Source organism: Kitasatospora sp. NPDC086791 (assembly GCF_040685975.1).
Lineage (GTDB): Bacteria > Actinomycetota > Actinomycetes > Streptomycetales > Streptomycetaceae > Kitasatospora.
In genome coordinates this window covers 104,609-129,086 of the sequence record NZ_JBFBOC010000016.1, presented here as the reverse complement: position 1 = coordinate 129,086, position 24,478 = coordinate 104,609, and the positions used below count along the sequence as shown (strand labels likewise).

The window sequence follows — 24,478 nt, the reverse complement described above, 5'->3', positions numbered from 1 at the left end:
CATGGCAAGGGCCTCCCCCACCCCCCCGCCTCACGAGAAGGAGACGGCGCATGCCCGAGCCCGACGGCATGATCAGCCGCAAGACCGTACTGAAAGCCGCCGCCGTGCTCGGGGCCGCCCCGCTGCTGGTCGGCGGCGGGGTCGCCCTGGCCCGCGAGCAGGCCGGCACCGGCCGGACCCCGGAGCTCACGCCCGACTGCCACGACGGCGACGCCCCCACGATCGAGCAGACCGAGGGCCCCTACTTCAAGCCCGACTCCCCGCTGCGCAGCTCCATGGTCGACGACGGCCCGGGCACCCGGCTGGTCGTCAGCGGCTACGTCTTCGGCCTGGCCTGCCGGCCGATCTCCGGCGCACTGCTGGACTTCTGGCAGGCCGACGACAGCGGCACCTACGACAACTCCGGCTACACCTTCCGCGGCCACCAGTTCAGCGACGCCAACGGCGCGTTCAAGCTGGACACCATCGTGCCCGGCCTCTACCCGGGCCGCACCCGGCACATCCACGTGAAGCTCCAGGCGCCCGGCCGCCGGATCGTCACCACCCAGCTGTACTTCCCGGGCGAGCCGCGCAACAACACCGACACCATCTACGACGCCCGGCTGCTGATGAACGTCCGGCAGAACGGCAACGTCCGCGAGGGCAGCTACGACTTCGTGCTGAACGTGCCGCAGACCCCCGGCACGCCGAGCCCGACGCCCACCGCCACCCCCACCGGGACGCCCACCACGCCGCCGAGCGGCAGCTGGGCCCCGGGCGCCTCCTACCGCGCGGGCGACCGCGTCACCTACTCCGGCGTCTCCTACGTCTGCCTCCAGGCGCACACCGCCCTGGTCGGCTGGGAGCCGCCGAACGTGCCGGCCCTCTGGCAGCGGTCGTAGCGGCTCCGGCCGCGTTCCCCGGGGAGCCGGGTGCCCGGTCGGCGGCAGGGCCGGCCGGGCGCTCACCCCTGTCCGGGAATTCGTGCATTACCAGTCGAGAAGCGGTCGGGCAACGGCAAGAAGCGAATCCAGTCGATCTTGTCTACTGGTTAGGCTTTCAAATGTTCGCAAGGTTAAAGTTGTTTCCATGCATGCCTGGCCCGCCTCCGAGGTTCCCGCCCTGCCTGGTCAGGGTCTCCCCCTCCGTATCCACGACACCGCAGCGGGTACGGTCCGCGAGGTCGTGCCGCAGGACGGCACCGCCCGGATCTACGTCTGCGGCATCACCCCCTACGACGCGACCCACATGGGCCACGCCGCCACCTACAACGCGTTCGACCTGGTCCAGCGCGTCTGGAAGGACGCCGGCCACGACGTCCTGTACATCCAGAACGTGACCGACGTGGACGACCCGCTGCTGCAGCGCGCGGTCGAGACCGGTCAGGACTGGACGGCCCTGGCCGAGCGCGAGACGGCCCTGTTCCGCGAGGACATGACCGCGCTGCGCCTGCTCCCGCCGGCCCACTACGTCGGCGCCGTCGAGTCCATCCCGTGGATCGTCCCGATCGTCCAGAAGCTGCTGGCCGCCGGCGCGGCGTACGAGGTGGACGGCGACATCTACTTCTCGGTCGACGCCGACCCGCACTTCGGCGAGGTCTCCGGCCTCACCCGCGAGGCCATGCGCCCGGTCTTCGCCGAGCGCGGCGGCGACCCGGACCGCCCCGGCAAGCGCAACCCGCTGGACGCCCTGCTCTGGCTGGCCGCCCGCCCCGGCGAGCCCGCCTGGGACACCGAGCTCGGCCACGGCCGCCCCGGCTGGCACATCGAGTGCGTCGCCATCGCGCTGCAGTACCTCGGCATGTCCTTCGACATCCAGGGCGGCGGCAGCGACCTCTCCTTCCCGCACCACGAGATGGGCGCCGCGCACGCCCAGGTCGCCACCGGTGCGCACCCGTACGCCAAGGCGTACGTGCACGCGGGCATGGTCGCCCTGGACGGCCACAAGATGTCCAAGTCCCGCGGCAACCTGGTCTTCGTCTCGGCGCTGCGCCGCGACGGCGTCGACCCGGCGGCGATCCGCCTGGCGCTGCTCTCGCACCACTACCGCTCGGACTGGGAGTGGACCAAGGGCGTCCTGGACGAGGCCGTCGAGCGCCTCGCCCGCTGGCGCGCCGCGGTCTCCCGGCCCGACGGCCCGTCGGCCGAGCAGCTGCTCGCCGAGGTCCGGACCGCGCTCGCGGACGACCTGGACGCGCCGGCCGCCCTGGCCGCCGTCGACCGCTGGGCCGAGCGGCAGGAGGCCGAGGGCGGCACCGACATCGGCGCGCCCGGTCTGGTGACCCGCACCGTGGACGCCCTGCTCGGCGTCGCGCTGTAGCCCGCGCCACCCGCAGCACCCGCACCAACCGCGCCACCCGCACGGCACGCCGAAGGGGCGTCAGGACCGCCGGAACCCCGGTCGTCCTGACGCCCCTTCGGCGCTGCGGGTGCCTATTCCTCCTCGGAGCCGTCCTGGCTCTCCCGGGCCGGGCCCGGCGCCTCAGGCTCGGCCGGCCGCTCCGCCGTGGCGTGCCCGGACACCGGCTTCTCGCCGGTCGGCCCGACGTTCTCCCGGCGGCGCAGGTAGCGCTCGAACTCGCGAGCGATGGCGTCCCCGGAGGCCTCCGGCAGCTCCGCGGTGTCCTGCGCCTCCTCCAGCTGCTGGACGTACTCGGCCACCTCGCTGTCCTCGGCGGCCAGCTGGTCCACGCCGAGCTGCCAGGCCCGGGCGTCCTCGCCGAGCTCGCCCGGCGGGATGCGCAGGTCCAGCAGGTCCTCCAGCTTGTTGATCAGGGCCAAGGTCGCCTTGGGGTTCGGCGGCTGCGAGACGTAGTGCGGCACCGCCGCCCAGAGCGTCACGGCCGGGACCCCGGCGTGCGTGCAGGCCTCCTGGAGCACGCCCACGATGCCGGTCGGGCCCTCGTAGCGGCTCTCCTCCAGGTCCAGCCGGCGGGCCAGGTCCGGGTCGGAGGTGACCCCGCTGACCGGGACCGGGCGGCTGTGCGGGGTGTCGCCGAGCAGCGCCCCCAGGATCACCACCAGCTCGATGCCCAGCTCGTGCGCGAAGCCCAGCAGCTCGTTGCAGAACGAGCGCCAGCGCATGCTCGGCTCGATGCCGCGGACCAGCACGACGTCCCGGGTCGTCGGCTCGGTCACCCGGATCACCGAGAGCCGGGTGGTCGGCCAGGTGATCCGGCGGATGCCGCCGTCCATCCAGACCGTGGGCCGGTTGACCTGGAAGTCGTAGTAGTCCTCCGCGTCCAGGGCGGCGAACACCTTGCCGCCCCAGGTCTCGTCCAGATGCGCCAGAGCCGCGGAGGCGGCGTCACCCGCGTCGTTCCAGCCCTCGAAGGCGCAGACCATGACCGGGTCGATCAACTCGGGAACATCTTCCAGCTCGATCACCCAGCGTCTCCCTCCGGTCGGCGGCAGGACCGGTACCGCCCCGGCCGGGTCGCCTGGGCGCCGACGGGCCGGCTGCCGACTGTCGAACCTCTCGTCTCCCATGGAACGCCTCGCCCCATGGTCCCTACCTGCCCAGCCTACGGGCTTTGATGCGCACAGCGGCCGGGCACCGGGACAGTCCGGGGGAGCCGGCCGCCCCGATCCAACGGATATCGGGCCCCGACGGCTGACGGCCGGTCAGCGGAGCGGACGGCGCGGAGCGCGTCCGACCGGTGGCGCAGCGCGACGGGCGTGCCGGGCCGGCCCGGCGGCGCGATGATGAACGGGCGGGGGCCGGGTGGAAGGGGCCGACACCGATGAACCGATGGCTGTGGACCGGCGCGGGTGCGGCCGCGCTCGTCGGCGCCGCGCTGCTCGCGGCGGACCGGGCCGGGCGCCGGTTGCCGGTGGAGCACGTCACCGAGGGCGGACTCGAACTCGCCCAGCCACCCGGCGCGGTCTGGGACGTGCTGACCGACATCGAGCTCTACCCGGCCTGGCGCCCGGGCCTGACCCACGTCGAGCGGCTGCCCGCCGCGGCCGGCGGCCGGGTGCGCTGGCGCGAGTACGACCGGCACGGGCACACCACCTTCGAAGTGGTGGCGAGCGAGGCCCCGCACCGGCTGGTCACCGGCGTGGCCGACCCGGACCTGCCGTACGGCGGCACCTGGACGTACGTGCTCACCCCGGCCGGTCCGGGCTGCTCGCTGACCATCACCGAGCGCGGCGAGGTCCGCCGGCCGGTGTACCGGGCCGTCTCGCACTACCTGACCGGCGAGGACGCGACCGTCCACCGTTACCTGGGCGCCCTGGCGCACCGGCTGGCCGGCTGACGGCGGCTGCCGGACGTCCGCCCAGCCGCTACCGGACGTCCACCCAGCCACGCCGGTACGCGGCCCAGTTCTCGGGCGTCGAGGCGAAGTCCACGTACAGCGCGACGCCGAAGTTCGGCCGCCGCAGGTCCTCCCGGCCCAGGCCCAGCCGGACGCCGCGGACGGCCGCCTCGACGGTCTCGGCGTCACCCCAGTGGCCCCACTTGTCGTCCCAGTAGAACGGCAGGCCGATCAGCAGGTCCACGTCGGCCGGGGTGGCCCGCAGGGCGAGCTCGGTCTGCTGGGCGACGTACCCGCCGTACAGCGGCTCGGTCGGCATCGAGGTGTCGTAGGTCATCACGGCGATCTGGTCGACCCGGCGGGCGGTCTCGGCGAAGTACGCCTGGTCCCACCACTTGCCGTGGCCGGTGAGCAGGATGCCGGCCGTGTGCAGGCCCGGGACCGGGTCGATCTGGGGGGCCGCCACCGAGAGCTTCGCGCCGCGGGCCGCGGTGACCGGGCGGACCCGGTCGAGCAGGGCCGGCCAGCCGGCCGAGCCGGGGTGGATCGGCTCCATGTCGATGTGCACGCCGTCGAAGCCCTGGTCCAGCACCTGGCCGACGGAGGCGGCGACCCGCTCCCGGGTCGGGGCGTCCTCCAGGTCCAGGGCGTCCCGCTCCGGCTTGACCTCGTCGCCCAGCCAGCCCTGCAGTCGCACGCCCGGCAGCGCCCGGTGCGCGGTGTCGGTGAACCAGCGGGCCCGCGGGTGGACGGCGGGCGGCAGCGAGCCGTCGTGCTCCAGCGGGCCGGTGTGCACGTAGAGGTCGCGGACGCCGGTGCCGGAGAGCTGCCGGGCGAGGGCCTCGACGTCGGCCTCGGTCTTGCGGCCGTCCACCCAGGCGTGGCCGAGCCAGACCGCGTCCCGTCCCCGGGTGCGGGCTTCGGCGGCCGGTTCACCCGTGTAGTGCAGTCGGATCGAGACGAACAGCGAGCCCAGCGCGGTGACCGGCACGGCCGCCACCAGCAGCAGGACCAGCAGGGCCCGGCGCCACCGGGACCATCGTCGCCAGCGGTCGCGCAGCGCCCGGAACGGGGCCGTCAGGCCCCCGCCGATCCGCCGCACGCGGCTCCTCGAACTCGCCACCCGGTTGCTCCCCCCTTGCGGTCGAACGCTCAGGATACGGAATGAGTCCGCGAGCGGACCCGTCGGCCGGATACGCTGGCCACGTGCGTCCCCGAGTCAGCGGGGGTGCAAAGCCGACAGCCGTCGCACCAGGGAGAAGCCCCATGGCCACTGCAGCCGACCCGTCCGTCACCCAGCAGAGCCGAGCGAACGCTCTGCGTGAAGCGCTCGCCACCCGAGTGGTGGTCGCCGATGGTGCGATGGGCACCATGCTCCAGGCGCAGGACCCGACGCTGGAGGACTTCCAGAACCTCGAAGGCTGCAACGAGGTCCTCAACATCACCCGGCCCGACATCGTCCGTTCCGTCCACGAGGCCTACTTCGGCGTGGGTGTGGACTGCGTGGAGACCAACACCTTCGGCGCCAACTTCGCCGCGCTCGGCGAGTACGACATCCCCGAGCGGGTCTTCGAGCTCTCCGAGGCCGGCGCCCGGATCGCCCGCGAGGTGGCCGACGCCCACACCGCCGCCGACGGCCGCACCCGCTGGGTGCTCGGCTCGATCGGCCCCGGCACCAAGCTGCCGACCCTCGGCCACGCCCCGTACGAGGCACTGCGCGAGGGCTTCCAGCAGAACGCGGCCGGTCTGATCGCGGGCGGCGCCGACGCGCTGCTGGTCGAGACCAGCCAGGACCTGCTGCAGACCAAGGCCGCCATCCTGGGTTCCAAGCGCGCCCTGGCCGAGGCCGGGCTGGACCTGCCGGTGCTGGTGCAGGTCACGGTGGAGACCACCGGCACCATGCTGCTCGGCTCCGAGATCGGCGCCGCGCTCACCGCGCTGGAGCCGCTCGGCGTGGACTACATCGGCCTCAACTGCGCCACCGGCCCGGCCGAGATGAGCGAGCACCTGCGCTACCTGGCCAAGAACGCCCGGATCGGCCTGTCCTGCATGCCGAACGCGGGCCTGCCGGTGCTCGGCAAGGACGGCGCCCACTACCCGCTCTCCCCGGCCGAACTGGCCGACGCGCACGACGTGTTCACCCGTGAGTACGGCCTCTCGCTGGTCGGCGGCTGCTGCGGCACCACGCCCGAGCACCTGCGCCAGGTGGTCGAGCGGGTCCAGGGCCGGCCGGTCACCGCGCGCGAGCCGCAGCCCGAGCCCTCGGCGGCCTCGCTGTACCAGGCGGTGCCGTTCCGCCAGGACACCTCGTACCTCGCGATCGGCGAGCGCACCAACGCCAACGGCTCGAAGAAGTTCCGCGAGTCGATGCTGGCCGGCGACTGGCAGGCCTGCGTGGAGATCGCCCGCGACCAGATCCGGGACGGCTCCCACCTGCTGGACCTCTGCGTGGACTACGTCGGCCGCGACGGCGTCGCCGACATGAAGGAGATCGCCGGCCGCCTGGCCACCGCCTCCACCCTGCCGATCGTGCTGGACTCCACCGAGCCGCCCGTGCTGCGGGCCGGCCTGGAGGCCCTCGGCGGCCGCGCGGTGCTCAACTCGGTCAACTACGAGGACGGCAACGCCCCGGACTCGCGCTTCGGCAGGATCGCCTCGCTGGCCCGCGAGCACGGCGCCGGCCTGATCGCGCTCACCATCGACGAGCAGGGCCAGGCCCGCACCGCCGACACCAAGGTGGAGATCGCCGAGCGGCTGATCGCCGAGCTCACCGCCGACTACGGCATCGACGAGGGCTCGATCCTGGTCGACTGCCTCACCTTCACCCTGGCCACCGGCCAGGAGGAGTCCCGCCGGGACGGCATCGAGACCATCGAGGCGATCCGCGAGCTCAAGCGCCGCCACCCGAAGGTGCAGACCACGCTCGGCCTGTCCAACATCTCCTTCGGCCTCAACCCGGCCGCCCGCGTGGTGCTCAACTCGGTCTTCCTGCACGAGTGCGTGGAGGCCGGCCTGGACTCGGCGATCGTGCACGCCTCCAAGATCCTGCCGATCTCCCGGATCCCCGAGGACCAGCGCGAGGCCGCCCTCGACCTGGTCTACGACCGCCGCCGGGACGGCTACGACCCGCTGCAGCGCCTGCTGGAGCTGTTCGAGGGCGTCTCCGCCGCCTCGGTCAAGGCCTCCAAGGCCGAGGAGCTGGCCGCGCTCCCGCTGGACGAGCGGCTGCAGCGCCGGATCATCGACGGCGAGCGGAACGGCCTGGAGGCCGACCTGGACGAGGCGCTGACCGGGCGCCCCGCGCTGGAGATCATCAACGACACCCTGCTGGCCGGCATGAAGGTGGTCGGCGAGCTCTTCGGCTCCGGCCAGATGCAGCTGCCGTTCGTGCTCCAGTCCGCCGAGGTCATGAAGACCGCGGTGGCCCACCTGGAGCCGCACATGGAGAAGTCCGACAGCGAGGGCAAGGGCACGATCGTGCTGGCCACCGTCAAGGGCGACGTCCACGACATCGGCAAGAACCTGGTCGACATCATTCTGTCCAACAACGGCTACAACGTGGTCAACCTGGGCATCAAGCAGCCGGTCTCGGCGATCCTGGACGCCGCGCAGGAGCACAAGGCGGACGTGATCGGGATGTCCGGCCTGCTGGTGAAGTCCACCGTGATCATGAAGGAGAACCTGGAGGAGCTCAACCAGCGCAAGCTGGCCTCCAGTTACCCGGTGATCCTCGGCGGCGCCGCGCTCACCCGGGCCTACGTCGAGCAGGACCTGCACGAGATCTACGAGGGCGAGGTCCGCTACGCCCGGGACGCCTTCGAGGGCCTGCGGCTGATGGACGCGCTGATCGCGGTCAAGCGCGGCGTGCCCGGCGCGACCCTGCCGGAACTCAAGCAGCGCCGGCACGCCCGGGTCGAGGTGGCGGAGCCGGAGCCGGAGGTCAACCTCGGCCAGATCCGCTCCGACGTCGCCGTCGACAACGCCGTGCCCACCCCGCCGTTCTGGGGCGACCGGATCGTCAAGGGCATCCCGTTCGCCGACTACGCCTCCTGGCTGGACGAGGACGCGCTGTTCAAGGGGCAGTGGGGCCTGAAGGCCGCCCGCAACGGTGACGGGCCGTCCTACGAGGAGCTGGTGGAGACCGAGGGCCGGCCGCGGCTGCGGGCCTGGCTGGACCGGCTGCAGACCGAGGGCTGGCTGGAGGCCGCGGTGGTCTACGGCTACTACCCGGCCAACTCCAAGGGCGACGACCTGATCGTCTTCCACGAGGACGACACCGAGCGCACCCGCTTCACCTTCCCGCGCCAGCGCCGCGGCCGCCGGCTCTGCCTGGCCGACTTCTTCCGCCCGGAGGAGGCCGGCGTGCGGGACGTGGTCGGCCTGCAGGTGGTCACCATGGGCAACCGGATCTCGGAGGCGGCCAACGAGCTGTTCGCCGGGAACTCCTACCGGGACTACCTGGAGCTGCACGGCCTCTCGGTGCAGCTGGCCGAGGCGCTGGCCGAGTTCTGGCACGCCCGGGTCCGCTACGAGCTGGGCTTCTCCGGCGAGGACCCGCAGGACGTCAAGGACATGTTCGCGCTCAAGTACCGGGGCGCCCGCTTCTCGCTCGGCTACGGGGCCTGCCCCGAGCTGGAGGACCGCGCCAAGATCGCCGAGCTGCTGAAGCCGGAGCGGATCGGCGTGGTGCTCTCCGAGGAGTTCCAGCTGCACCCCGAGCAGTCCACCGACGCGATCGTCATCCACCACCCGGAGGCGAAGTACTTCAACGCGCGGTAACCCCTCCGTTCTGCTCCGTTCGCTCTTTCCGGACGAAGCGGGCGTATCCTGGATGATCCTGAACGGGCCGGTCCGCTCACCAGCGGGCCGGCCCGTGCCATCCCCGAGGTGCGCCGAGGACGCTCGCGGGGAAACCGTCGGAAGGATCCCGCCATGACCACCAGTCCCACCGCCACCCGTGTCCTGGACCACGGGGACGACCGCGGTCTGCAGGCGGTGCTGCTGGACATGGACGGGACGCTGGTGGACACCGAGGACTTCTGGTGGCAGGCCGAGGTCACGCTCTTCGCCGAGCTGGGCCACGAGCTGGACGAGGCGGACCGCGCCCACGTGGTCGGCGGCCCGATGACCAGGGTGATGGACTACCTGGTCGCCCGGACCGGGGTGGACATCGCCCCGGCCGACCTGGGCGTGCTGGTCAACCAGCGCTTCGTGGACCTGCTGGCCGGCGGCGTGCCGCTCATGCCGGGTGCCGAGCGTCTGCTCAACACCCTTGCCGCGCACGGGATCCCGGCCGCCATGGTGTCCGCCTCGCACCGGCACGTGATCGACATCGTGCTGCGCTCGCTGGGCGCCCACCACTTCGCCTTCACCATCGGCGGGGACGAGGTGCCGCGCACCAAGCCGTTCCCGGACCCGTACCTGGAGGCGGCCCGCCGGCTGGGCGCCGAGCCGGCCCGCTGCGTGGTGGTCGAGGACACCCCGACCGGGGTGAGCGCCGGCGAGGCGGCCGGCTGCCCGGTGATCGCGGTGCCCTCGGTGGCGGCGATCGAGCCGGCCCCCGGGCGGCTGGTGCTGCCCTCGCTGGAACAGGTCGACCTCGATCTGCTGCGCTCGCTGGTCGCCTCGCGGGTCTGAGGGTCCGCCAGCAAGGGTGTGATTGTCATCTCATTGCGGCGGCGGCCTACCGGCCGGTACACGGCTCGGCGGGACTCCGACCCGGGGGCATCGGGGGAGAAAAAGGGCATCGGCTGACATCTCGTCGGGCGCGCGCGGAGATGCCCCGAACCGCCGTGTCCCAAACGTCACCTGCACGGGTATCGGTCGTGCGTGTTCGATATGGCACGCTACTCGGGTTTCGTGCCACCGATAAGGACGCGCCCCGTGAAGACTTCAGGTGAACGCCTCGCCGTACTCGGCTGTGCCGCTCTGGTCGCCGTGACGGTGGCCGGCTGCGGATCGGTGACCGACGCCGTCAAGGGGGACAGCGGCAAGTCGATCACGATGGGCACCGCCCAGCTGACCGGCACGCTGGACCCGGCGACCTCCTACGACTCCGGCTCCTGGCTGATCCTGCGCAACACCTTCCAGTCGCTGCTCGCCTTCCCGGCGGCCGCCAGCACGCCGAGCCCGGACGCCGCGCAGTCGTGCGAGTTCACCGGCGGCGAGGCCACCGAGTACCACTGCACCCTGCGGCCCGGGCAGAAGTTCTCGAACGGTCACCCGCTGACCGCCGCGGACGTCGTCTTCTCGATCGACCGGGTCAAGAAGATCAACGACGAGAACGGCCCGGCCTCGCTGCTCTCCTCGATCAAGTCCGTCGAGGCCAAGGGCGACAACGAGGTGCTCTTCCACCTCGCCGCGCCCGACGCCACCCTGCCGGCCAAGCTGGCCAGCCCGGCCGGCGCCATCGTCGACCACCAGGTCTACCCGGCCGACAAGGCGCTGCCCAACGACAAGCAGGTCGGCTCCGGCCCGTACCGCATCGACTCGGTCGAGAACGACGGCGGCGGCAAGCAGATCGGCAAGGTCGCGCTGTCGGCGAACGACAAGTACGGCGGCGAGGCCAAGCTGCGCAACAGCAAGTTCACCGTCCGGTACTTCGACAAGGCCGACGACCTGAAGGCCGCGCTGGACAAGGGCGACGTCGACCTCACCGACAACAGCCTGGAACCGAACACCGCCGCGCAGATCCGCTCCGACCAGCAGGGCGGCAAGACCGACCTGCAGGTGACCGAGGGCGACAGCAACGACACCCGCTCGCTGGTCTTCAACACCAAGGACCCGGTCGGCGGCAACGTCGCGATCCGCCAGGCCGCCGCGCAGCTGATGGACCGCAAGGCGCTCGCCCGCGACGTCTTCGCCCGGACCGTCCAGCCGCTGTACGCGATGGTCCCGGCCGGCGTCTCCGGCCACACCACCGCCTTCTTCGACCGCTACGGCGACCAGGACGCGGGCAAGGCCAAGAAGATCCTGACCGACGCCAAGGTCCAGACCCCGGTCAAGCTCACCCTCACCTGGTCCCGCTCCCGGGCCGGCAGCAACGAGGCCGACACGCTGAAGAAGCAGCTGGAGGCCGGCGGCCTGTTCCAGGTCACGGTCCAGCAGGAGCCGGACTGGGAGGCCTTCAAGAAGGGCTGGGCCGACGGCAAGTACCAGGCCTACGTCATCGGCTGGTTCGCCGACTATCCGGACCCGGACAACTACATCGCCCCCCTGCTGGTCAACGGCGGTGCCTACCACCACGGTTGGGACGACCCGCGGATCAGCGGCAAGCTGGTGCCGGAGGGCCTCAAGCAGGCCGACCGCAGCGCGGCCGCGGCCGGCTACGGGCAGATCCAGCAGATCGAGGCCGAGAGCGTGCCGCTGATCCCGCTGTACCAGAACAAGGCCTTCTACGCGGCCCGTTCGTACGTCACCGGGGTCGAGTCCACCGTCGACACCACCGGCGTCTTCCGCTTCTGGGAGATCGGCCGGACCGGCAAGTAGCGCGACCGGCGGGCGCACACACGTCGGCGGCCCGTCCGCTCCCCTCGTCGCCACGGGGGAGCGGACGGGCCGCCGTCACGTCCGCGCGCCGTCAGCGGCCCGCGGCGGGCCGCCGCGGGCCGTTACAGGGCGCCCGGACGCACCAGGCCGCTCTCGTAGGCGTACACCGCCGCCTGCACCCGGTCGCGCAGCTGGAGCTTGGTCAGCACGTGGCCGACGTGGGTCTTCACGGTGGTCTCGCTGACGAACAGCTCGGCCGCGATCTCCGCGTTCGACAGCCCGCGCGCCACCAGCTTCAGCACCTCCAGCTCACGGTCGGTCAGCGCGCTCAGCGCCTGCGGCGGCGCCTCGTCGCCCGAGGGCAGCTTGGTGGCGTACATGTCCAGCAGTCGGCGGGTGATGCTCGGCGCCAGCATCGCCGCGCCGTCCGCGACCACCCGGATCGCCTGCACCAGCTCCTCGGCCGGCACGTCCTTGAGCAGGAAGCCGCTGGCACCCGCGCGCAGCGCCTCCACCACGTACTCGTCCAGGTCGAACGTGGTCAGCACCAGCACCTTGGCCGGGCCGTCCCGCCCCGGGCCGGCGATCCGGCGGGTCGCCTCGACGCCGTCCATCCTGGGCATCCGGATGTCCATCAGCACCACGTCGGGCTGCAGCGCCCGGACCTGGTCCAGCGCCTGCTGACCGTCGCCGGCCTCACCGACCACCACCAGGTCGGACTCGGCCTCCAGGATCATCCGGAAACCGGTGCGCAGCAGCGGCTGGTCGTCGACCAGCAGCACTCGGATCGTCACTAGGACTCCTTGCTCATCGGATCCCCCGTGGGATCGTCTTCATCAGACCTACGGGCCAGCGGAAGGGGGTACGGCGGCGGGGTGCCGCCGAACTCCGGGCAGCTGGCCTGGTGGTCGCACCAGTCGCAGAGGCGGTTGCGGGTGGCCGGGAAGTCCCCGGTGGCCACCGCGAGCCCGATCCGCTCCCACAGCGCCTGCAGCTTGCGCTCCACCGCGAGCAGGTCGGCCCGGTCGGGGTCGTAGCTGACCACGTCCCCGCCGCCGCCGAGGTAGACCAGCTGGAGGCGCTTGGGGATCACGCCCTTCCAGCGCCACACCACCAGCGCGTAGAACTTCATCTGGAACATCGCCTTGCCCTCGAAGTCCCGCGAGGGCGCCCGGCCGGTCTTGTAGTCGACCAGCCGGACCTCACCGGTCGGGGCGACGTCCACCCGGTCGATGTAGCCGCGCAGCAGCAGCCCCGAGTCCAGGGCCGTCTCCACGTAGAGCTCCCGCTCCACCGGGTGCAGCCGGGTCGGGTCCTCCAGCCGGAACCACTGGCCGACCAGCTTCTCGGCGTCCGCCAGCCAGCGGGTGAGCGCCGCGCCGTCCGGGTCGTCCGGGAACAACGAGCCCAGCTCCGGCCGTTCACCGAGCAACCGCTCCCACTGCGGGCGCAACAGGCCCAGCGCGCGTTCCGGCGTACGCTCGGCCGCCGGGCTGTCGAACAGCCGCTCCAGCACCGCGTGCACCAGGGTGCCCCTGGTCGCCGCCGAGCTCGGCGGCTCGGGCAGCCGGTCGATCACCCGCAGCCGGTACAGCAGGGGACAGGTGAGGAAGTCCCCCGCCCGGGACGGGGACAGGCCGGTCGGGGGCGCCGCCGGGCGCACCGGGGCCCCGGTGGCGCTGGTGGTGTCGGTCTGCTGCATGGCTACGACCCTATTGCCCTTCGCTGTCATCCCGCTGCCACGGTGCTGCCACCGGGACGCGCACAGTGGGTATGAAGGCAGCAGGAGGGGCGCGCGGCCGCGGAGCGCCACGATCACGTAGCGTGGGCGCACCGGGGCACGACGGGGGCGACGACCGAAGGGATGACGGTGAGCGACAGCAGGGGGCAGCAGACCTCCGACCAGCCACCGCAGGACGACCGCGGGCGCCCGGCCGGGCAGCCGCCGGAGCGCCGCGGCGGCCTCCTGATGGGCCGGCCCTTCGGCGTGCCGATCTACGTCACCCCCTCCTGGTTCGTCATCGCCGCGCTGATCACCTGGGTGTTCGGCGGGCAGCTGAACGACGTGCTGCCCGGCCTCGGCGGCGCCCGCTACCTGGTCGCGTTCTCCTTCGCGGTCGCCTTCTACGCCTCCGTCCTGGTGCACGAGCTCGCCCACACCCTGGTCGCGCTGCGCTACAAGCTCGGCGTGCGGCGGATCCAGCTGCAGTTCTTCGGCGGCGTCTCCGAGATCGAGAACGAGGCGAGCACGCCTTGGCGCGAGTTCTGGCTGGCCTTCGTCGGCCCGCTGCTCTCGCTGGCGCTCGGCGGGGTGTTCTACCTCGCGATGCGGGCGGTGGAGCTGTCCTCCGTGCCCGGGGTGCTGCTCACCGGCCTGATGGTGTCCAACCTGGTCGTCGCCGCCTTCAACCTGCTGCCCGGCCTGCCGCTGGACGGCGGGCGGATGCTGCGCGCCGTCGTCTGGGCGGTCACCGGCAAGCCGATGACCGGCACGGTGGCCGCCGCCTGGGTCGGCCGGGCGCTGGCGATCGTCGTGCTGATCGGCCTGCCGCTGGTCAGCGCGGCCCGCGGGGTCGAGCGCACCACCACCGACACCCTGGTGGACGCGGTGCTGGCCGCCGTGCTGGCCGCGATCATCTGGAACGGCGCCACCGGCAGCGTGCGCAACGCCCGGCTCAAGGAGGCGCTGCCCGGGCTGCGGCTGCGCGACCTCGCCCGCCGGGCCGTCGAGGTCACCGCCGACACCCCGCTCGGCGAGGCGATGCGCCGCGCCCGCGAGGCCGAGGCGGGGGCGGTGGTCGTGGTGGACGGCCGGGGCGAGCCGATCGCCATCGTGCGCGAGTCCGCGGTCCGGGCCGTCCCCGAGCACCGGCGCCCCTGGGTGGCCGTGGGCGCGCTCTCCCGCGACCTCGAACCCGGGCTGCGGCTGGACGCCGACCTGCGCGGCGAGGACCTGCTGCGGGCCGTCCAGGCCACCCCGGCGGGGGAGTACCTGGTGGTCGAGGCGGACGGCCGGGTGTACGGCGTCGCCGCGCTCAGCGACATCGAGCAGCGGCTGACCGCCGCCGTCTCCGGACGGTGACGCGCGTCGGCGGTGCCGACGGTGCCGGTGGGACGGCGGGCGGGCCCAGGGCCCGGTGAGGCGGGGCGGCCCGCTTCCCTTAGGATTGGCCGCATGTCCGAACCGACCGGTGCCGCCCGCCGACGCGGGCCCTTCCAGGTCGGGGACCAGGTCCAGCTGACCGACCCCAAGGGTCGCCACTACACGTTCACGCTCCAGGCCGGGAACCAGTTCCACACCCACAAGGGTGCGTTCCCGCACGACGAGCTGATCGGCGCTCCCGAAGGCACGGTCGTGCGCACCACGGGGAACGTCCCGTACCTCGCGCTGCGCCCCCTGCTCCCCGACTACGTCCTGTCCATGCCGCGCGGCGCCGCCGTGATCTACCCCAAGGACGCGGGGCAGATCCTGGCGATGGCCGACATCTTCGCGGGTGCCCGCGTGATCGAGGCCGGCGTCGGCTCCGGGGCGCTCAGCATGTACCTGCTGCGCGCCGTCGGCGAGCACGGCATGCTGGCCTCCTACGAGCGCCGGCAGGACTTCGCCGACATCGCCCAGGGCAACGTGGAGCGCTACTTCGGCGGGCCGCACCCGGCGTGGAAGCTCACCGTCGGCGACCTCCAGGACAACCTGGTCGAGACCGACGTCGACCGGGTCATCCTCGACATGCTGGCCCCCTGGGAGTGCCTGGACGTCGCCTCCGAGGCGCTCGTCCCCGGCGGCCTCATCTGCTGCTACGTGGCCACCACCACGCAGATGTCGCGGACCGTCGAGGCGCTGCGCGAGCACGGCACCTTCACCGAGCCGCAGGCCTGGGAGACCATGGTCCGCACCTGGCACCTGGAGGGCCTGGCCGTCCGCCCGGACCACCGGATGATCGGCCACACCGGCTTCCTGCTCACCGCCCGCCGCCTGGCGGACGGCGTGGAGCCGCCGCTGCGCCGCCGCCGTCCGGCCAAGGGCGCGTACGGCGAGGACTACGACAACGGTGCGCCGGAGCCGAGCCTGCAGGAGCGCGCCGCGGCCCGCAAGGCCGCCCGGGCCGTCGAGGACGACCAGCCCGACCTGGGCTGAGCCCGCACACCACCCCGGGGGTGGCACGAGCGATCTCGTGCCACCCCTTCGCCGTGCCCGGCCCGGTCCCGCGGCCCGTCCTCCGGCCCGTCCCGCGACCCGCTCCCCGCGGGCGAGCCGGGGCGTGCCGTGTGGGACGATGCTCGCTCACGCAGACCAGCTCCTGGAGCTCTGGAGGGGACGCCTGGTGGAGACCGCGGTCGGGACGACGGCGACGGCAGGACAGCAGACACCGCGGGGCCGGACCCGGCCCGAGCACGTGCGCACCACCCCTTGGCACTGGGCCCTCGCCCTGGCCGGCAGCGGCGCGGTGGTGGGCGCCGCCCTCGCCGCCTCCCCGGCGACCGGCACTCCGGTGCCAGTGCCCGTCCACAGCACGCCCAGGGCCCTCGCCGCGAGCGCCGCCCCCGATCCGGCCGCCACCCAACTCCCGCTCGACTGCGGCCCGTTCCCGGTCAAGGCGGCGCTCAGCGTGCCGGTCGAGCTGGGCGACGGCCACCCCGGCACGGTGGTCGCCGCGCACTGCGCCGCCGAGACCGGCACCCCGCCGGACGCGGTCTTCCTGCTCGGCTTCGGCCCCGGCAACCACCCGACCGTGCTGGCCACCCTGCTCACCGAACGCGAGAACCTCACCGTGAGCCGGCTCGCGGTGCGCTCCGACGGCGCCATCACCGGCCACGCGCAGGGGTATTCGAGCGAGGACGTGCCGCGCTTCCGGCCCGACATCTCACTCGACCTCACCTGGACGCGCAAGGGCGGCGGCTGGGAACGCGCCCAGACCGCCGCCCCGATCGCCCAGGCCTGAGCCGTGGGCGCCTACTCCGCGTCCGGCCCGTACACCTCGACCCGGTCCGCGGTCCGGCGCACGTGGATGCAGTCGCCGGGGCACTCCTTGGCCGAGTCCACCACGTCCTGAAGGAGCGTCAGCGGCACCGGGGCGGTCTCCCCGGGCTGCTGGCGCAGCTCGTCGTCCGGCCCCTTCACGTAGGCGAGGCCGTCGATGTCGAGCTCGAAGACCTCCGGTGCGTACTGGACGCAGATGCCGTCGCCGGTGCACAGGTCCTGGTCGATCCACACCTCCAGTTCCTCGGTCGCCGCCGCGGTCTCGTCGGTCACCGACATGGTCCCCTGCCGTTTCTGTCCCGGGTCGCCCATTTCTGGGCGCAATCCCGCCATTCGTACAACGATCGGACCCCGCGGTGCGGTCCCGATCGGATATCACTTCGCTCGACGATACATCTGGCCCGCTTTGGGCGGTGCGCGGTGGGTATCCCCTTAGCAGAGGGGAAGCACGCTGGGGCGAAGATCGGACACGCCCGTTCCATCTTTCTTGATCTAGGGGTTTACGGACCCCTGGTCCCAGGTAGGGTCTGGAAGCGTCCAGCTCCCCGGAGGAGGTGAGGACCGTGGCAGCCCACGATGACGACTACAACCGCAGCACCGGCAGGCCCGCTCGTGGTTCCGACGAGGCCGCTCAGGTCTCGTACCTTGAGCAGGAAATCGCCGTGCTGCGCCGCAAGCTCGCCGACTCGCCGCGCAATTCGAGAATCCTCGAAGAGCGGATCGTCGAGCTCCAGACCAACCTGGCGGGCGTGTCCGCCCAGAACGAACGGCTCGCCTCCACCCTGCGCGAGGCCCGCGACCAGATCGTGGCCCTCAAGGAGGAAGTGGACCGGCTGGCACAGCCCCCGGCCGGCTTCGGCACCTTCCTCGACGCGAACGAGGACGGCACCGCGGACATCTTCACCGGCGGGCGCAAGCTCCGCGTGAACGTCAGCCCCAACGTCGCCCTCGACGAGCTGCGGCGCGGCCAGGAAGTGATGCTCAACGAGGCCCTCAACATCGTGGACGCGATGGCCTTCGAGCGCATCGGCGAGATCGTCACCCTCAAGGAGGTCCTGGAGGACGGCGAGCGCGCCCTGGTACTCGGCCACACCGACGAGGAGCGCGTGGTGCGCCTCGCCGAACCGCTGCGCGAGCTCACCATCCGGTCGGGGGACGCCCTGCTGCTGGAGCCCCGCTCCGGCTACGTGTACGAGGTGGTGCCGAAGGCCGAGGTCGAGGAGCTGGTCCTCGAAGAGGTCCCGGACATCGACTACCGCCAGATCGGCGGCCTGAGCAACCAGATCGAGCAGATCCGCGACGCGGTCGAGCTGCCGTACCTGCACGCCGACCTCTTCAAGGAGTACGAGCTGCGCCCGCCCAAGGGCGTCCTGCTCTACGGGCCGCCCGGCTGCGGCAAGACGCTGATCGCCAAGGCGGTCGCCAACTCGCTGGCCAAGAAGGTCGCCGAGGTCACCGGCCGCCCGCAGGGGAAGAGCTACTTCCTCAACATCAAGGGCCCCGAGCTGCTCAACAAGTACGTGGGCGAGACCGAGCGGCAGATCCGCCTGGTCTTCCAGCGGGCCCGGGAGAAGGCGAGCGAGGGCACGCCCGTCATCGTCTTCTTCGACGAGATGGAGTCGCTGTTCCGCACCCGCGGCTCCGGCGTCAGCTCGGACGTGGAGAACACCATCGTCCCGCAGCTGCTGGCCGAGATCGACGGCGTGGAGGGCCTGGAGAACGTCATCGTCATCGGCGCCTCGAACCGCGAGGACATGATCGACCCGGCGATCCTGCGGCCCGGCCGCCTGGACGTCAAGATCAAGATCGAGCGCCCGGACGCCGAGGCCGCGAAGGACATCTTCTCCAAGTACCTCAAGGACTCGCTGCCGTTCCACCCGGACGACCTCAAGGAGCACGACGGCTCCGTCGGGGCCACGGTGGCCGCGATGATCCAGTCGGTGGTGGAGCGGATGTACTCCGAGACCGAGGACAACCGCTTCCTGGAGGTCACCTACGCCAACGGTGACAAGGAGGTCCTGTACTTCAAGGACTTCAACTCCGGCGCGATGATCCAGAACATCGTCGACCGGGCGAAGAAGATGGCCATCAAGGACTTCCTCGACCACGGTCAGCGCGGTCTGCGCGTCTCCCACCTGCTCGCCGCCTGCGTGGACGAGTTCAAGGAGAACGAGGACCTCCCGAACACCACCAACCCGGACGACTGGGCCCGCATCTCCGGCAAGAAGGGCGAGCGGATCGTCTTCATCCGCACGCTGGTCACCGGCAAGCAGGGCGCCGAGTCCGGCCGCTCGATCGACACTGTCGCCAACACGGGGCAGTACCTGTAAGCACACGGTTACCCGGGCCGGTGGCGGTCCCCGGAGCTGTACGCACACCGTCCGGCTGTGGCGCCTCGCGGCCCCGCAGCCGGACGGCGCGTCTCGGGGCCCGCCGGTCGGCGCCGGGTCCTAGGCTCGACCCACCGTCCGCGGGCAGATGGCCGGCGCCGGTGTTGTTCAGCGGTACGTCAGCGTGTTCCGCCCGCCGGGGGCGGCGCACCGGGCAAGGAGGGCCGCATGACCGTACGGCGCGTGATGGGCATCGAGACCGAGTACGGGATCTCCGTGCCCGGGCACCCCAACGCCAACGCCATGCTCACCTCGTCCCAGATCGTCAACGCCTACGCGGCGGCGATGCACCGGGCACGGCGGGCCCGCTGGGACTTCGAGGAGGAGAATCCACTGCGCGACGCGCGGGGCTTCGACCTGGCGCGCGAGGTGGCGGACGCCAGCCAGCTGACCGACGAGGACATCGGCCTGGCCAACGTCATCCTCACCAACGGGGCCCGGTTCTACGTGGACCACGCGCACCCCGAGTACAGCTCGCCCGAGGTGACCAACCCGCGCGACGCCGTGCTCTGGGACAAGGCCGGCGAGCGGATCATGGCGGCGGCCGCGCAGCGCGCGCTGGAGCTGCCCAACGGGCAGAACATCCACCTGTACAAGAACAACACCGACAACAAGGGCGCCTCCTACGGCACCCACGAGAACTACCTGATGAAGCGGGCGACGCCGTTCGCCGACATCGTGCGCCACCTGACCCCGTTCTTCGTCTCCCGCCAGGTGGTCACCGGCGCGGGCCGGGTCGGCATCGGCCAGGACGGCTCTGCGCACGGCTTCCAGATCAGCCAGCGGGCGGACTACTTCGAGGTCGAGGTCGGCCTGGAGACCACGCTCAAGCGGCCGATCATCAACACCCGGGACGAACCGCACGCCGACGCCGAGAAGTACCGCCGGCTGCACGTGATCATCGGGGACGCCAATCTCTCCGAGATCTCCACCTACCTCAAGCTGGGCACCACCTCGCTGGTCCTGTCGATGATCGAGGACTCCTTCATCGCCTCCGACCTCGCCGTCGACCAGCCGGTGCGCACCCTGCACCGGGTCTCCCACGACCCGACCCTCAAACACCTGATCACCCTGCGCAACGGGCGCAAACTCACCGCCGTCCAGCTCCAGCTGGAGTACTTCGAGCTGGCCCGCAAGTACGTCGAGGACCGCTTCGGCACCGACGCGGACGAGCAGACGGTGGACGTGCTGACGCGCTGGGAGGACGTCCTCGGCCGGCTGGAGCGCGACCCGATGTCGCTGTCGAGGCAGCTGGACTGGATCGCCAAACGGGAGATCCTGGAGGGCTACCGCAGCCGGGACGCCCTGGGGTGGGAGAGCCCGCGGCTGCAGCTGGTCGACCTCCAGTACAGCGACGTACGGCCCGAGAAGGGCCTCTACAACCGCCTGGTGGCCCGCGGACGCTTCGAGCGGCTGCTCACCGAGGACGAGGTCGAGCGGGCCGTCTCCAAGCCGCCGGAGGACACCAGGGCGTACTTCCGCGGGCGCTGCCTGGAGCAGTACGCGGACCACGTCGCGGCGGCCTCCTGGGACTCGGTGATCTTCGACCTGCCCGGCCGGGACTCGTTGCAGCGGGTGCCCACCCTGGAACCGCTGCGCGGCACCCGCAACCACGTCAAGGAGCTGCTGGACCGCTGCCGCACGGCGGAGGACCTGCTCCGGGTGCTGGCCGGCGGGTAACTTTTCGATCACCACGGGTGAACGTCCGCCGAATGGGAATCATCCGGGGTGGCAGCGGGTGTTGGACAGGAAGCGCCACCGGCAAACCGGGAGCGGCAGTCGCACCTTGTGTATAGGGTCGGTGCCAACCGGCAACGATCCGACCGACCAAACCGTGCCAGACGATTCGAGCGGGGTGAGGGAAATGGCGAGCAAGGACACCGGCGGCGGCCAGCAGCGGGCAAACCGCTCCTCCGAGGAGGTCGAGGAGCAGGCCGCGGAAACGCAGAATTCCGACGACCTCAAGGAGCGCCAGGAAAAGCTGAGCGACGACGTCGACGCGGTGCTGGACGAAATCGACGAAGTCCTCGAGTCGAATGCGGAGGATTTCGTGAGGGGCTTTGTCCAAAAGGGCGGGCAATAGCCCGTTCCCGGTCAACGGCAATTCACGGTCGCGACCGTCGAGGGCGGTCGGGCGGCGCTGGCCGCCCGGCCGCCCGGCACCTCCCGGCCACGCTCCGGCAGTGATCGTCGGGCGGGTAGGGTGCGGGCAGCGCGCGCTTCAAGCTACCTGGAAGGAATCGTGTGGAAGCCAACACTCGTGGCACCGGGCGTCTACCGGCTGCCTTCCTGACCCCGGGGTCGTCCTCGTTCCTCGACTTCCTCGCCGAGCACCGGCCGGAGCTGATCCCCGGCCACCGCGGGCTCCCCGAGGGCTCCGTCGTCGAGGCGCCGCACGGGACCACGATCGTGGCCGCGGTCTTCGACGGCGGCGTGGTGATCGCCGGTGACCGCCGGGCGACGATGGGCAACGTGATCGCCCAGCGCGACATCGAGAAGGTCTTCCCGGCCGACGAGTACAGCGCGGTCGGCATCGCCGGCACCGCCGGTCTCGCGGTCGAGATGGTCCGGCTGTTCCAGCTGGAGCTGGAGCACTACGAGAAGATCGAGGGCACCACGCTCTCCCTGGAGGGCAAGGCGAACCGCCTCACCAGCATGATCCGGGGCAACCTGGGCATGGCGATGCAGGGGCTGGCGGTGGTGCCGATGTTCGCCGGCTACGACCTCGGCCTCGGCCGCGGCCGGATCTTCAACTACGACGTCACCGGCGGGCGTTCCGAGGAGCGCGGCTTCGCCGCCACCGGCTCGGGCTCGGTCTTCGCCCGCGGCTCGATGAAGAAGCTCTACCGCGACGACCTGACGGCCGAACAGGCCGTCACCCTGGTCGTCCAGGCGCTCTACGACGCGGCGGACGACGACTCCGCCACCGGCGGCCCGGACCTCGCCCGCAAGATCTTCCCGATCGTCTCGCTGATCACCGAGGACGGCTTCCGCCGGCTCACCGACGCGGAGGTCGCCGAGACCGCCGTGGCCATCACCGACGAGCGCCTGAACCACCCCAACGGCCCGCAGGCCCCGCTGATCTAGCCATCACCTCACAGGAAAGGGACGACCGCCGGTGTCGACACCGTTCTACGTCTCGCCCCAGCAGGCCATGGCGGACCGCGCGGAGTACGCCCGCAAGGGCATCGCGCGCGGCCGCAGCGTGGTCGTGCTCACCTACGCCGACGGCATCGTCTTCGTCGCGGAGAACACCTCCAGGGCGCTCCACAAGGTCTCCGAGATCTACGACAAGATCGCCTTCGCGGCGGTCGGCCGCTACAACGAGTTCGAGAACCTGCGCATCGGCGGCGTCCGCTACGCCGACCTGCGCGGCTACTCCTACGACCGGGCGGACGTCACCGCCCGGGGCCTGGCCAACGTGTACGCCCAGACCCTGGGCACCATCTTCTCCTCGGTCGGGGAGAAGCCGTACGAGGTCGAGCTGATCGTGGCCGAGGTCGGCCGCACCCGCGACAACGACCAGATCTACCGGCTCACGCCGGACGGCTCGGTCGTCGACGAGAAGAACTACGTGGTGGTCGGCGGCAACGCCGACTCGATCGGCAACTACCTGGGCCAGCGCCACCGCGTCGGTCTGGGCCTCACCGAGGCGGTGAAGGTCGCGGTCGACGCGCTCGCCCGCGACCCCAACGGCGGCAGCCCGCGCAGCCTCACCCCGGAGCAGCTGGAGGTCGCGGTCCTCGACCGCCAGCGGTTCCAGCAGCGCAAGTTCAAGCGGATCCTGGGCAACCAGCTCGCCCGGCTGCTCGACGGGGACCAGTCCGCCGAGGCGGACGACGAGGACCACCCGGCGGACACCGCGCCGGAGTAGCAGTGCCTGCGGAGTCCCGTACGGCGGCCGGACCGCCGTCGTACGGGGCTCCGGTGCCCCTGCGGCGGCCCAGTCGTCGTGGAGGCGGTTTCGGACAGCTCCGACCAGAATGGAGTGCTCATGGACCGCCGGATTTTCGGGCTGGAGAACGAGTACGGCGTGACCTGCACGTTCCGCGGGCAGCGACGGCTGTCGCCGGACGAGGTCGCGCGGTACCTGTTCCGCCGGGTCGTCTCCTGGGGCCGCAGCAGTAACGTCTTCCTGCGCAACGGCGCCCGGCTCTACCTCGACGTCGGCTCCCACCCCGAGTACGCCACCCCCGAGTGCGACGACGTGGTCGAGCTGGTGACGCACGACAAGGCGGGCGAACGCATCCTCGAAGGTCTCCTGGTGGACGCCGAGCGGCGGCTGCACGAGGAGGGCATCGCGGGGGACGTCTACCTCTTCAAGAACAACACCGACTCCGCCGGGAACTCCTACGGCTGCCACGAGAACTACCTGGTGGCCCGGCACGGCGAGTTCTCCCGGCTGGCCGACGTGCTGATCCCCTTCCTGGTCACCCGCCAGCTGATCTGCGGCGCGGGCAAGGTGCTGCAGACCCCGCGCGGCGCGGTCTACTGCGTCAGCCAGCGGGCCGAGCACATCTGGGAGGGCGTCAGCTCCGCCACCACCCGCTCGCGGCCGATCATCAACACCCGGGACGAGCCGCACGCGGACGCCGAGCGCTACCGCCGGCTGCACGTGATCGTCGGCGACTCCAACATGTCCGAGACCACGACGCTGCTCAAGGTCGGCGCCACCGACCTGGTGCTGCGGCTGATCGAGGCCGGCGTGGTGATGCGCGACCTGACCCTGGAGAACCCGATCCGGGCGATCCGCGAGGTCAGCCACGACCTCACCGGCACCCACCAGGTGCGGCTCGCCAACGGCCGCGAGGCCAGCGCGCTGGACATCCAGGAGGAGTACTACGGCAAGGCGCTGGAGTTCGCCGACCGCAAGGGCATCAACACCGGCACGATCGCCCGGGTCCTCGACCTGTGGGGCCGCACCCTGGAGGCCGTCCGCACCGAGCGGCTGGACGGGGTGGCCACCGAGATCGACTGGATCATGAAGTACAAGCTCATCGAGCGCTACCGCGAGAAGCACCAGATGAGCATGTCCAACCCGCGGGTGGCCCAGATCGACCTCGCGTACCACGACATCCACCGCCGCCGCGGCCTGTTCTACCTGCTCCAGGGCAAGGGCCAGGCGCAGCGGGTGACCACCGACCTCAAGACCTTCGAGGCCAAGTCGATCCCGCCGCAGACCACCCGGGCCCGGCTGCGCGGGGACTTCATCCGCCGGGCCCAGGAGCAGCGCCGGGACTTCACGGTGGACTGGGTGCACCTGAAGCTGAACGACCAGGCGCAGCGCACGGTGCTGTGCAAGGACCCGTTCCGCTCGGTGGACGAGCGGGTGGAGAAGCTCATCGCCGGGATGTAGCCCGGATCGCGATCGAGCCGCCGTGCTCA

20 protein-coding genes and 1 pseudogene are annotated in these 24,478 nt (G+C 71.7%); 16 read left to right on the top strand and 5 right to left on the bottom strand.

The genetic code is table 11. From position 1 onward, the window contains the following. Positions 1 to 50: 50 nt before the first annotated feature. Together AB0Q99_RS21825 and mshC are read left to right on the top strand one after the other, a co-directional pair. Positions 51 to 881, top strand: a complete 831-nt coding sequence (locus AB0Q99_RS21825; protein WP_363574186.1) for a carbohydrate-binding protein — start codon at positions 51 to 53, stop codon at positions 879 to 881. A gap of 187 nt (positions 882 to 1,068) precedes the next feature. Beyond that, on the top strand, positions 1,069 to 2,298 hold the full coding sequence (gene mshC / locus AB0Q99_RS21820; RefSeq protein WP_363574184.1) for a cysteine--1-D-myo-inosityl 2-amino-2-deoxy-alpha-D-glucopyranoside ligase: 1,230 nt from the start codon (positions 1,069 to 1,071) through the stop codon (positions 2,296 to 2,298). A 113-nt stretch (positions 2,299 to 2,411) separates the two neighbouring features. On the opposite strand, the gene AB0Q99_RS21815 is transcribed toward mshC, so the two are convergent. Continuing rightward, on the bottom strand, positions 2,412 to 3,365 hold the full coding sequence (locus tag AB0Q99_RS21815; RefSeq protein WP_363574182.1) for a PAC2 family protein: 954 nt from the start codon (positions 3,363 to 3,365) through the stop codon (positions 2,412 to 2,414). A 356-nt stretch (positions 3,366 to 3,721) separates the two neighbouring features. Between AB0Q99_RS21815 and AB0Q99_RS21810 the strand changes: the two genes are divergently transcribed. Then, positions 3,722 to 4,237: an SRPBCC family protein gene (locus AB0Q99_RS21810; RefSeq protein WP_363574180.1), complete on the top strand. Its 516-nt coding sequence runs from the start codon at positions 3,722 to 3,724 to the stop codon at positions 4,235 to 4,237. A 28-nt stretch (positions 4,238 to 4,265) separates the two neighbouring features. On the opposite strand, the gene AB0Q99_RS21805 is transcribed toward AB0Q99_RS21810, so the two are convergent. After that, on the bottom strand, positions 4,266 to 5,360 hold the full coding sequence (locus tag AB0Q99_RS21805; RefSeq protein ID WP_363574178.1) for a hypothetical protein: 1,095 nt from the start codon (positions 5,358 to 5,360) through the stop codon (positions 4,266 to 4,268). A gap of 143 nt (positions 5,361 to 5,503) precedes the next feature. On the opposite strand from AB0Q99_RS21805, the gene metH reads away from it, so the two are divergent. From metH to AB0Q99_RS21790, 3 genes are all read left to right on the top strand, one after another. Beyond that, on the top strand, positions 5,504 to 9,016 hold the full coding sequence (metH, locus tag AB0Q99_RS21800) for a methionine synthase (protein ID WP_363574176.1): 3,513 nt from the start codon (positions 5,504 to 5,506) through the stop codon (positions 9,014 to 9,016). Between the two features lie 153 nt (positions 9,017 to 9,169). Beyond that, on the top strand, positions 9,170 to 9,874 hold the full coding sequence (locus AB0Q99_RS21795; RefSeq protein ID WP_363574174.1) for an HAD family phosphatase: 705 nt from the start codon (positions 9,170 to 9,172) through the stop codon (positions 9,872 to 9,874). 246 nt (positions 9,875 to 10,120) lie between these two features. Beyond that, positions 10,121 to 11,725 (top strand): ABC transporter substrate-binding protein, encoded by a 1,605-nt coding sequence (locus AB0Q99_RS21790; RefSeq protein WP_363574172.1) that lies wholly within the window; start codon positions 10,121 to 10,123, stop codon positions 11,723 to 11,725. A 122-nt stretch (positions 11,726 to 11,847) separates the two neighbouring features. Here AB0Q99_RS21790 and AB0Q99_RS21785 read toward each other — a convergent pair whose 3' ends face one another. Then, a complete protein-coding gene (locus tag AB0Q99_RS21785; protein WP_363574171.1) occupies positions 11,848 to 12,519 on the bottom strand; it encodes a response regulator transcription factor in 672 nt (223 codons plus the stop codon). After that, entirely contained in the window at positions 12,519 to 13,427 is a 909-nt protein-coding gene (locus tag AB0Q99_RS21780; protein ID WP_363574169.1) for a RecB family exonuclease, read from the bottom strand. Before AB0Q99_RS21780 ends, AB0Q99_RS21785 begins: the two co-directional genes overlap by 1 nt. Before the next feature lie 168 nt (positions 13,428 to 13,595). Here AB0Q99_RS21780 and AB0Q99_RS21775 point away from each other — a divergent pair, with 168 nt between their 5' ends. From AB0Q99_RS21775 to AB0Q99_RS21765, 3 genes are all read left to right on the top strand, one after another. After that, positions 13,596 to 14,807: a site-2 protease family protein gene (locus AB0Q99_RS21775; protein WP_363574167.1), complete on the top strand. Its 1,212-nt coding sequence runs from the start codon at positions 13,596 to 13,598 to the stop codon at positions 14,805 to 14,807. A gap of 93 nt (positions 14,808 to 14,900) precedes the next feature. Continuing rightward, positions 14,901 to 15,860, top strand: a complete 960-nt coding sequence (locus tag AB0Q99_RS21770; RefSeq protein WP_363574165.1) for a tRNA (adenine-N1)-methyltransferase — start codon at positions 14,901 to 14,903, stop codon at positions 15,858 to 15,860. Positions 15,861 to 15,999: 139 nt separating this feature from the next. After that, positions 16,000 to 16,665, top strand: coding sequence for a hypothetical protein (locus AB0Q99_RS21765; RefSeq protein ID WP_363574163.1), 666 nt, complete (start codon positions 16,000 to 16,002; stop codon positions 16,663 to 16,665). Between the two features lie 11 nt (positions 16,666 to 16,676). Here AB0Q99_RS21765 and AB0Q99_RS21760 read toward each other — a convergent pair whose 3' ends face one another. Beyond that, entirely contained in the window at positions 16,677 to 16,982 is a 306-nt protein-coding gene (locus AB0Q99_RS21760) for a ferredoxin (RefSeq protein ID WP_363574161.1), read from the bottom strand. A 284-nt stretch (positions 16,983 to 17,266) separates the two neighbouring features. Here AB0Q99_RS21760 and arc point away from each other — a divergent pair, with 284 nt between their 5' ends. From arc to pafA, 7 genes and pseudogenes are all read left to right on the top strand, one after another. Next, complete coding sequence (arc, locus tag AB0Q99_RS21755) at positions 17,267 to 19,033, top strand: proteasome ATPase (RefSeq protein ID WP_363574159.1); 1,767 nt, start codon at positions 17,267 to 17,269, stop codon at positions 19,031 to 19,033. A 228-nt stretch (positions 19,034 to 19,261) separates the two neighbouring features. Then, complete coding sequence (gene dop / locus AB0Q99_RS21750) at positions 19,262 to 20,773, top strand: depupylase/deamidase Dop (RefSeq protein WP_363574156.1); 1,512 nt, start codon at positions 19,262 to 19,264, stop codon at positions 20,771 to 20,773. 184 nt (positions 20,774 to 20,957) lie between these two features. Next, positions 20,958 to 21,176 carry a ubiquitin-like protein Pup gene (locus tag AB0Q99_RS21745; protein WP_031069167.1) on the top strand — a complete coding sequence of 73 codons (219 nt, stop codon included), beginning with the start codon at positions 20,958 to 20,960 and terminating at the stop codon, positions 21,174 to 21,176. Positions 21,177 to 21,308: 132 nt separating this feature from the next. Next, positions 21,309 to 21,386, top strand: a pseudogene (locus AB0Q99_RS21740) (recombination endonuclease VII); the annotation flags it as partial. Next, positions 21,383 to 22,180, top strand: a complete 798-nt coding sequence (gene prcB, locus AB0Q99_RS21735; RefSeq protein ID WP_363574229.1) for a proteasome subunit beta — start codon at positions 21,383 to 21,385, stop codon at positions 22,178 to 22,180. The pseudogene AB0Q99_RS21740 and the gene prcB, both read left to right, overlap by 4 nt. Before the next feature lie 31 nt (positions 22,181 to 22,211). Then, complete coding sequence (prcA, locus tag AB0Q99_RS21730; RefSeq protein ID WP_363574154.1) at positions 22,212 to 22,967, top strand: proteasome subunit alpha; 756 nt, start codon at positions 22,212 to 22,214, stop codon at positions 22,965 to 22,967. A 120-nt stretch (positions 22,968 to 23,087) separates the two neighbouring features. Then, positions 23,088 to 24,449, top strand: coding sequence for a Pup--protein ligase (gene pafA / locus AB0Q99_RS21725; RefSeq protein WP_363574152.1), 1,362 nt, complete (start codon positions 23,088 to 23,090; stop codon positions 24,447 to 24,449). Positions 24,450 to 24,478: the final 29 nt, after the last annotated feature.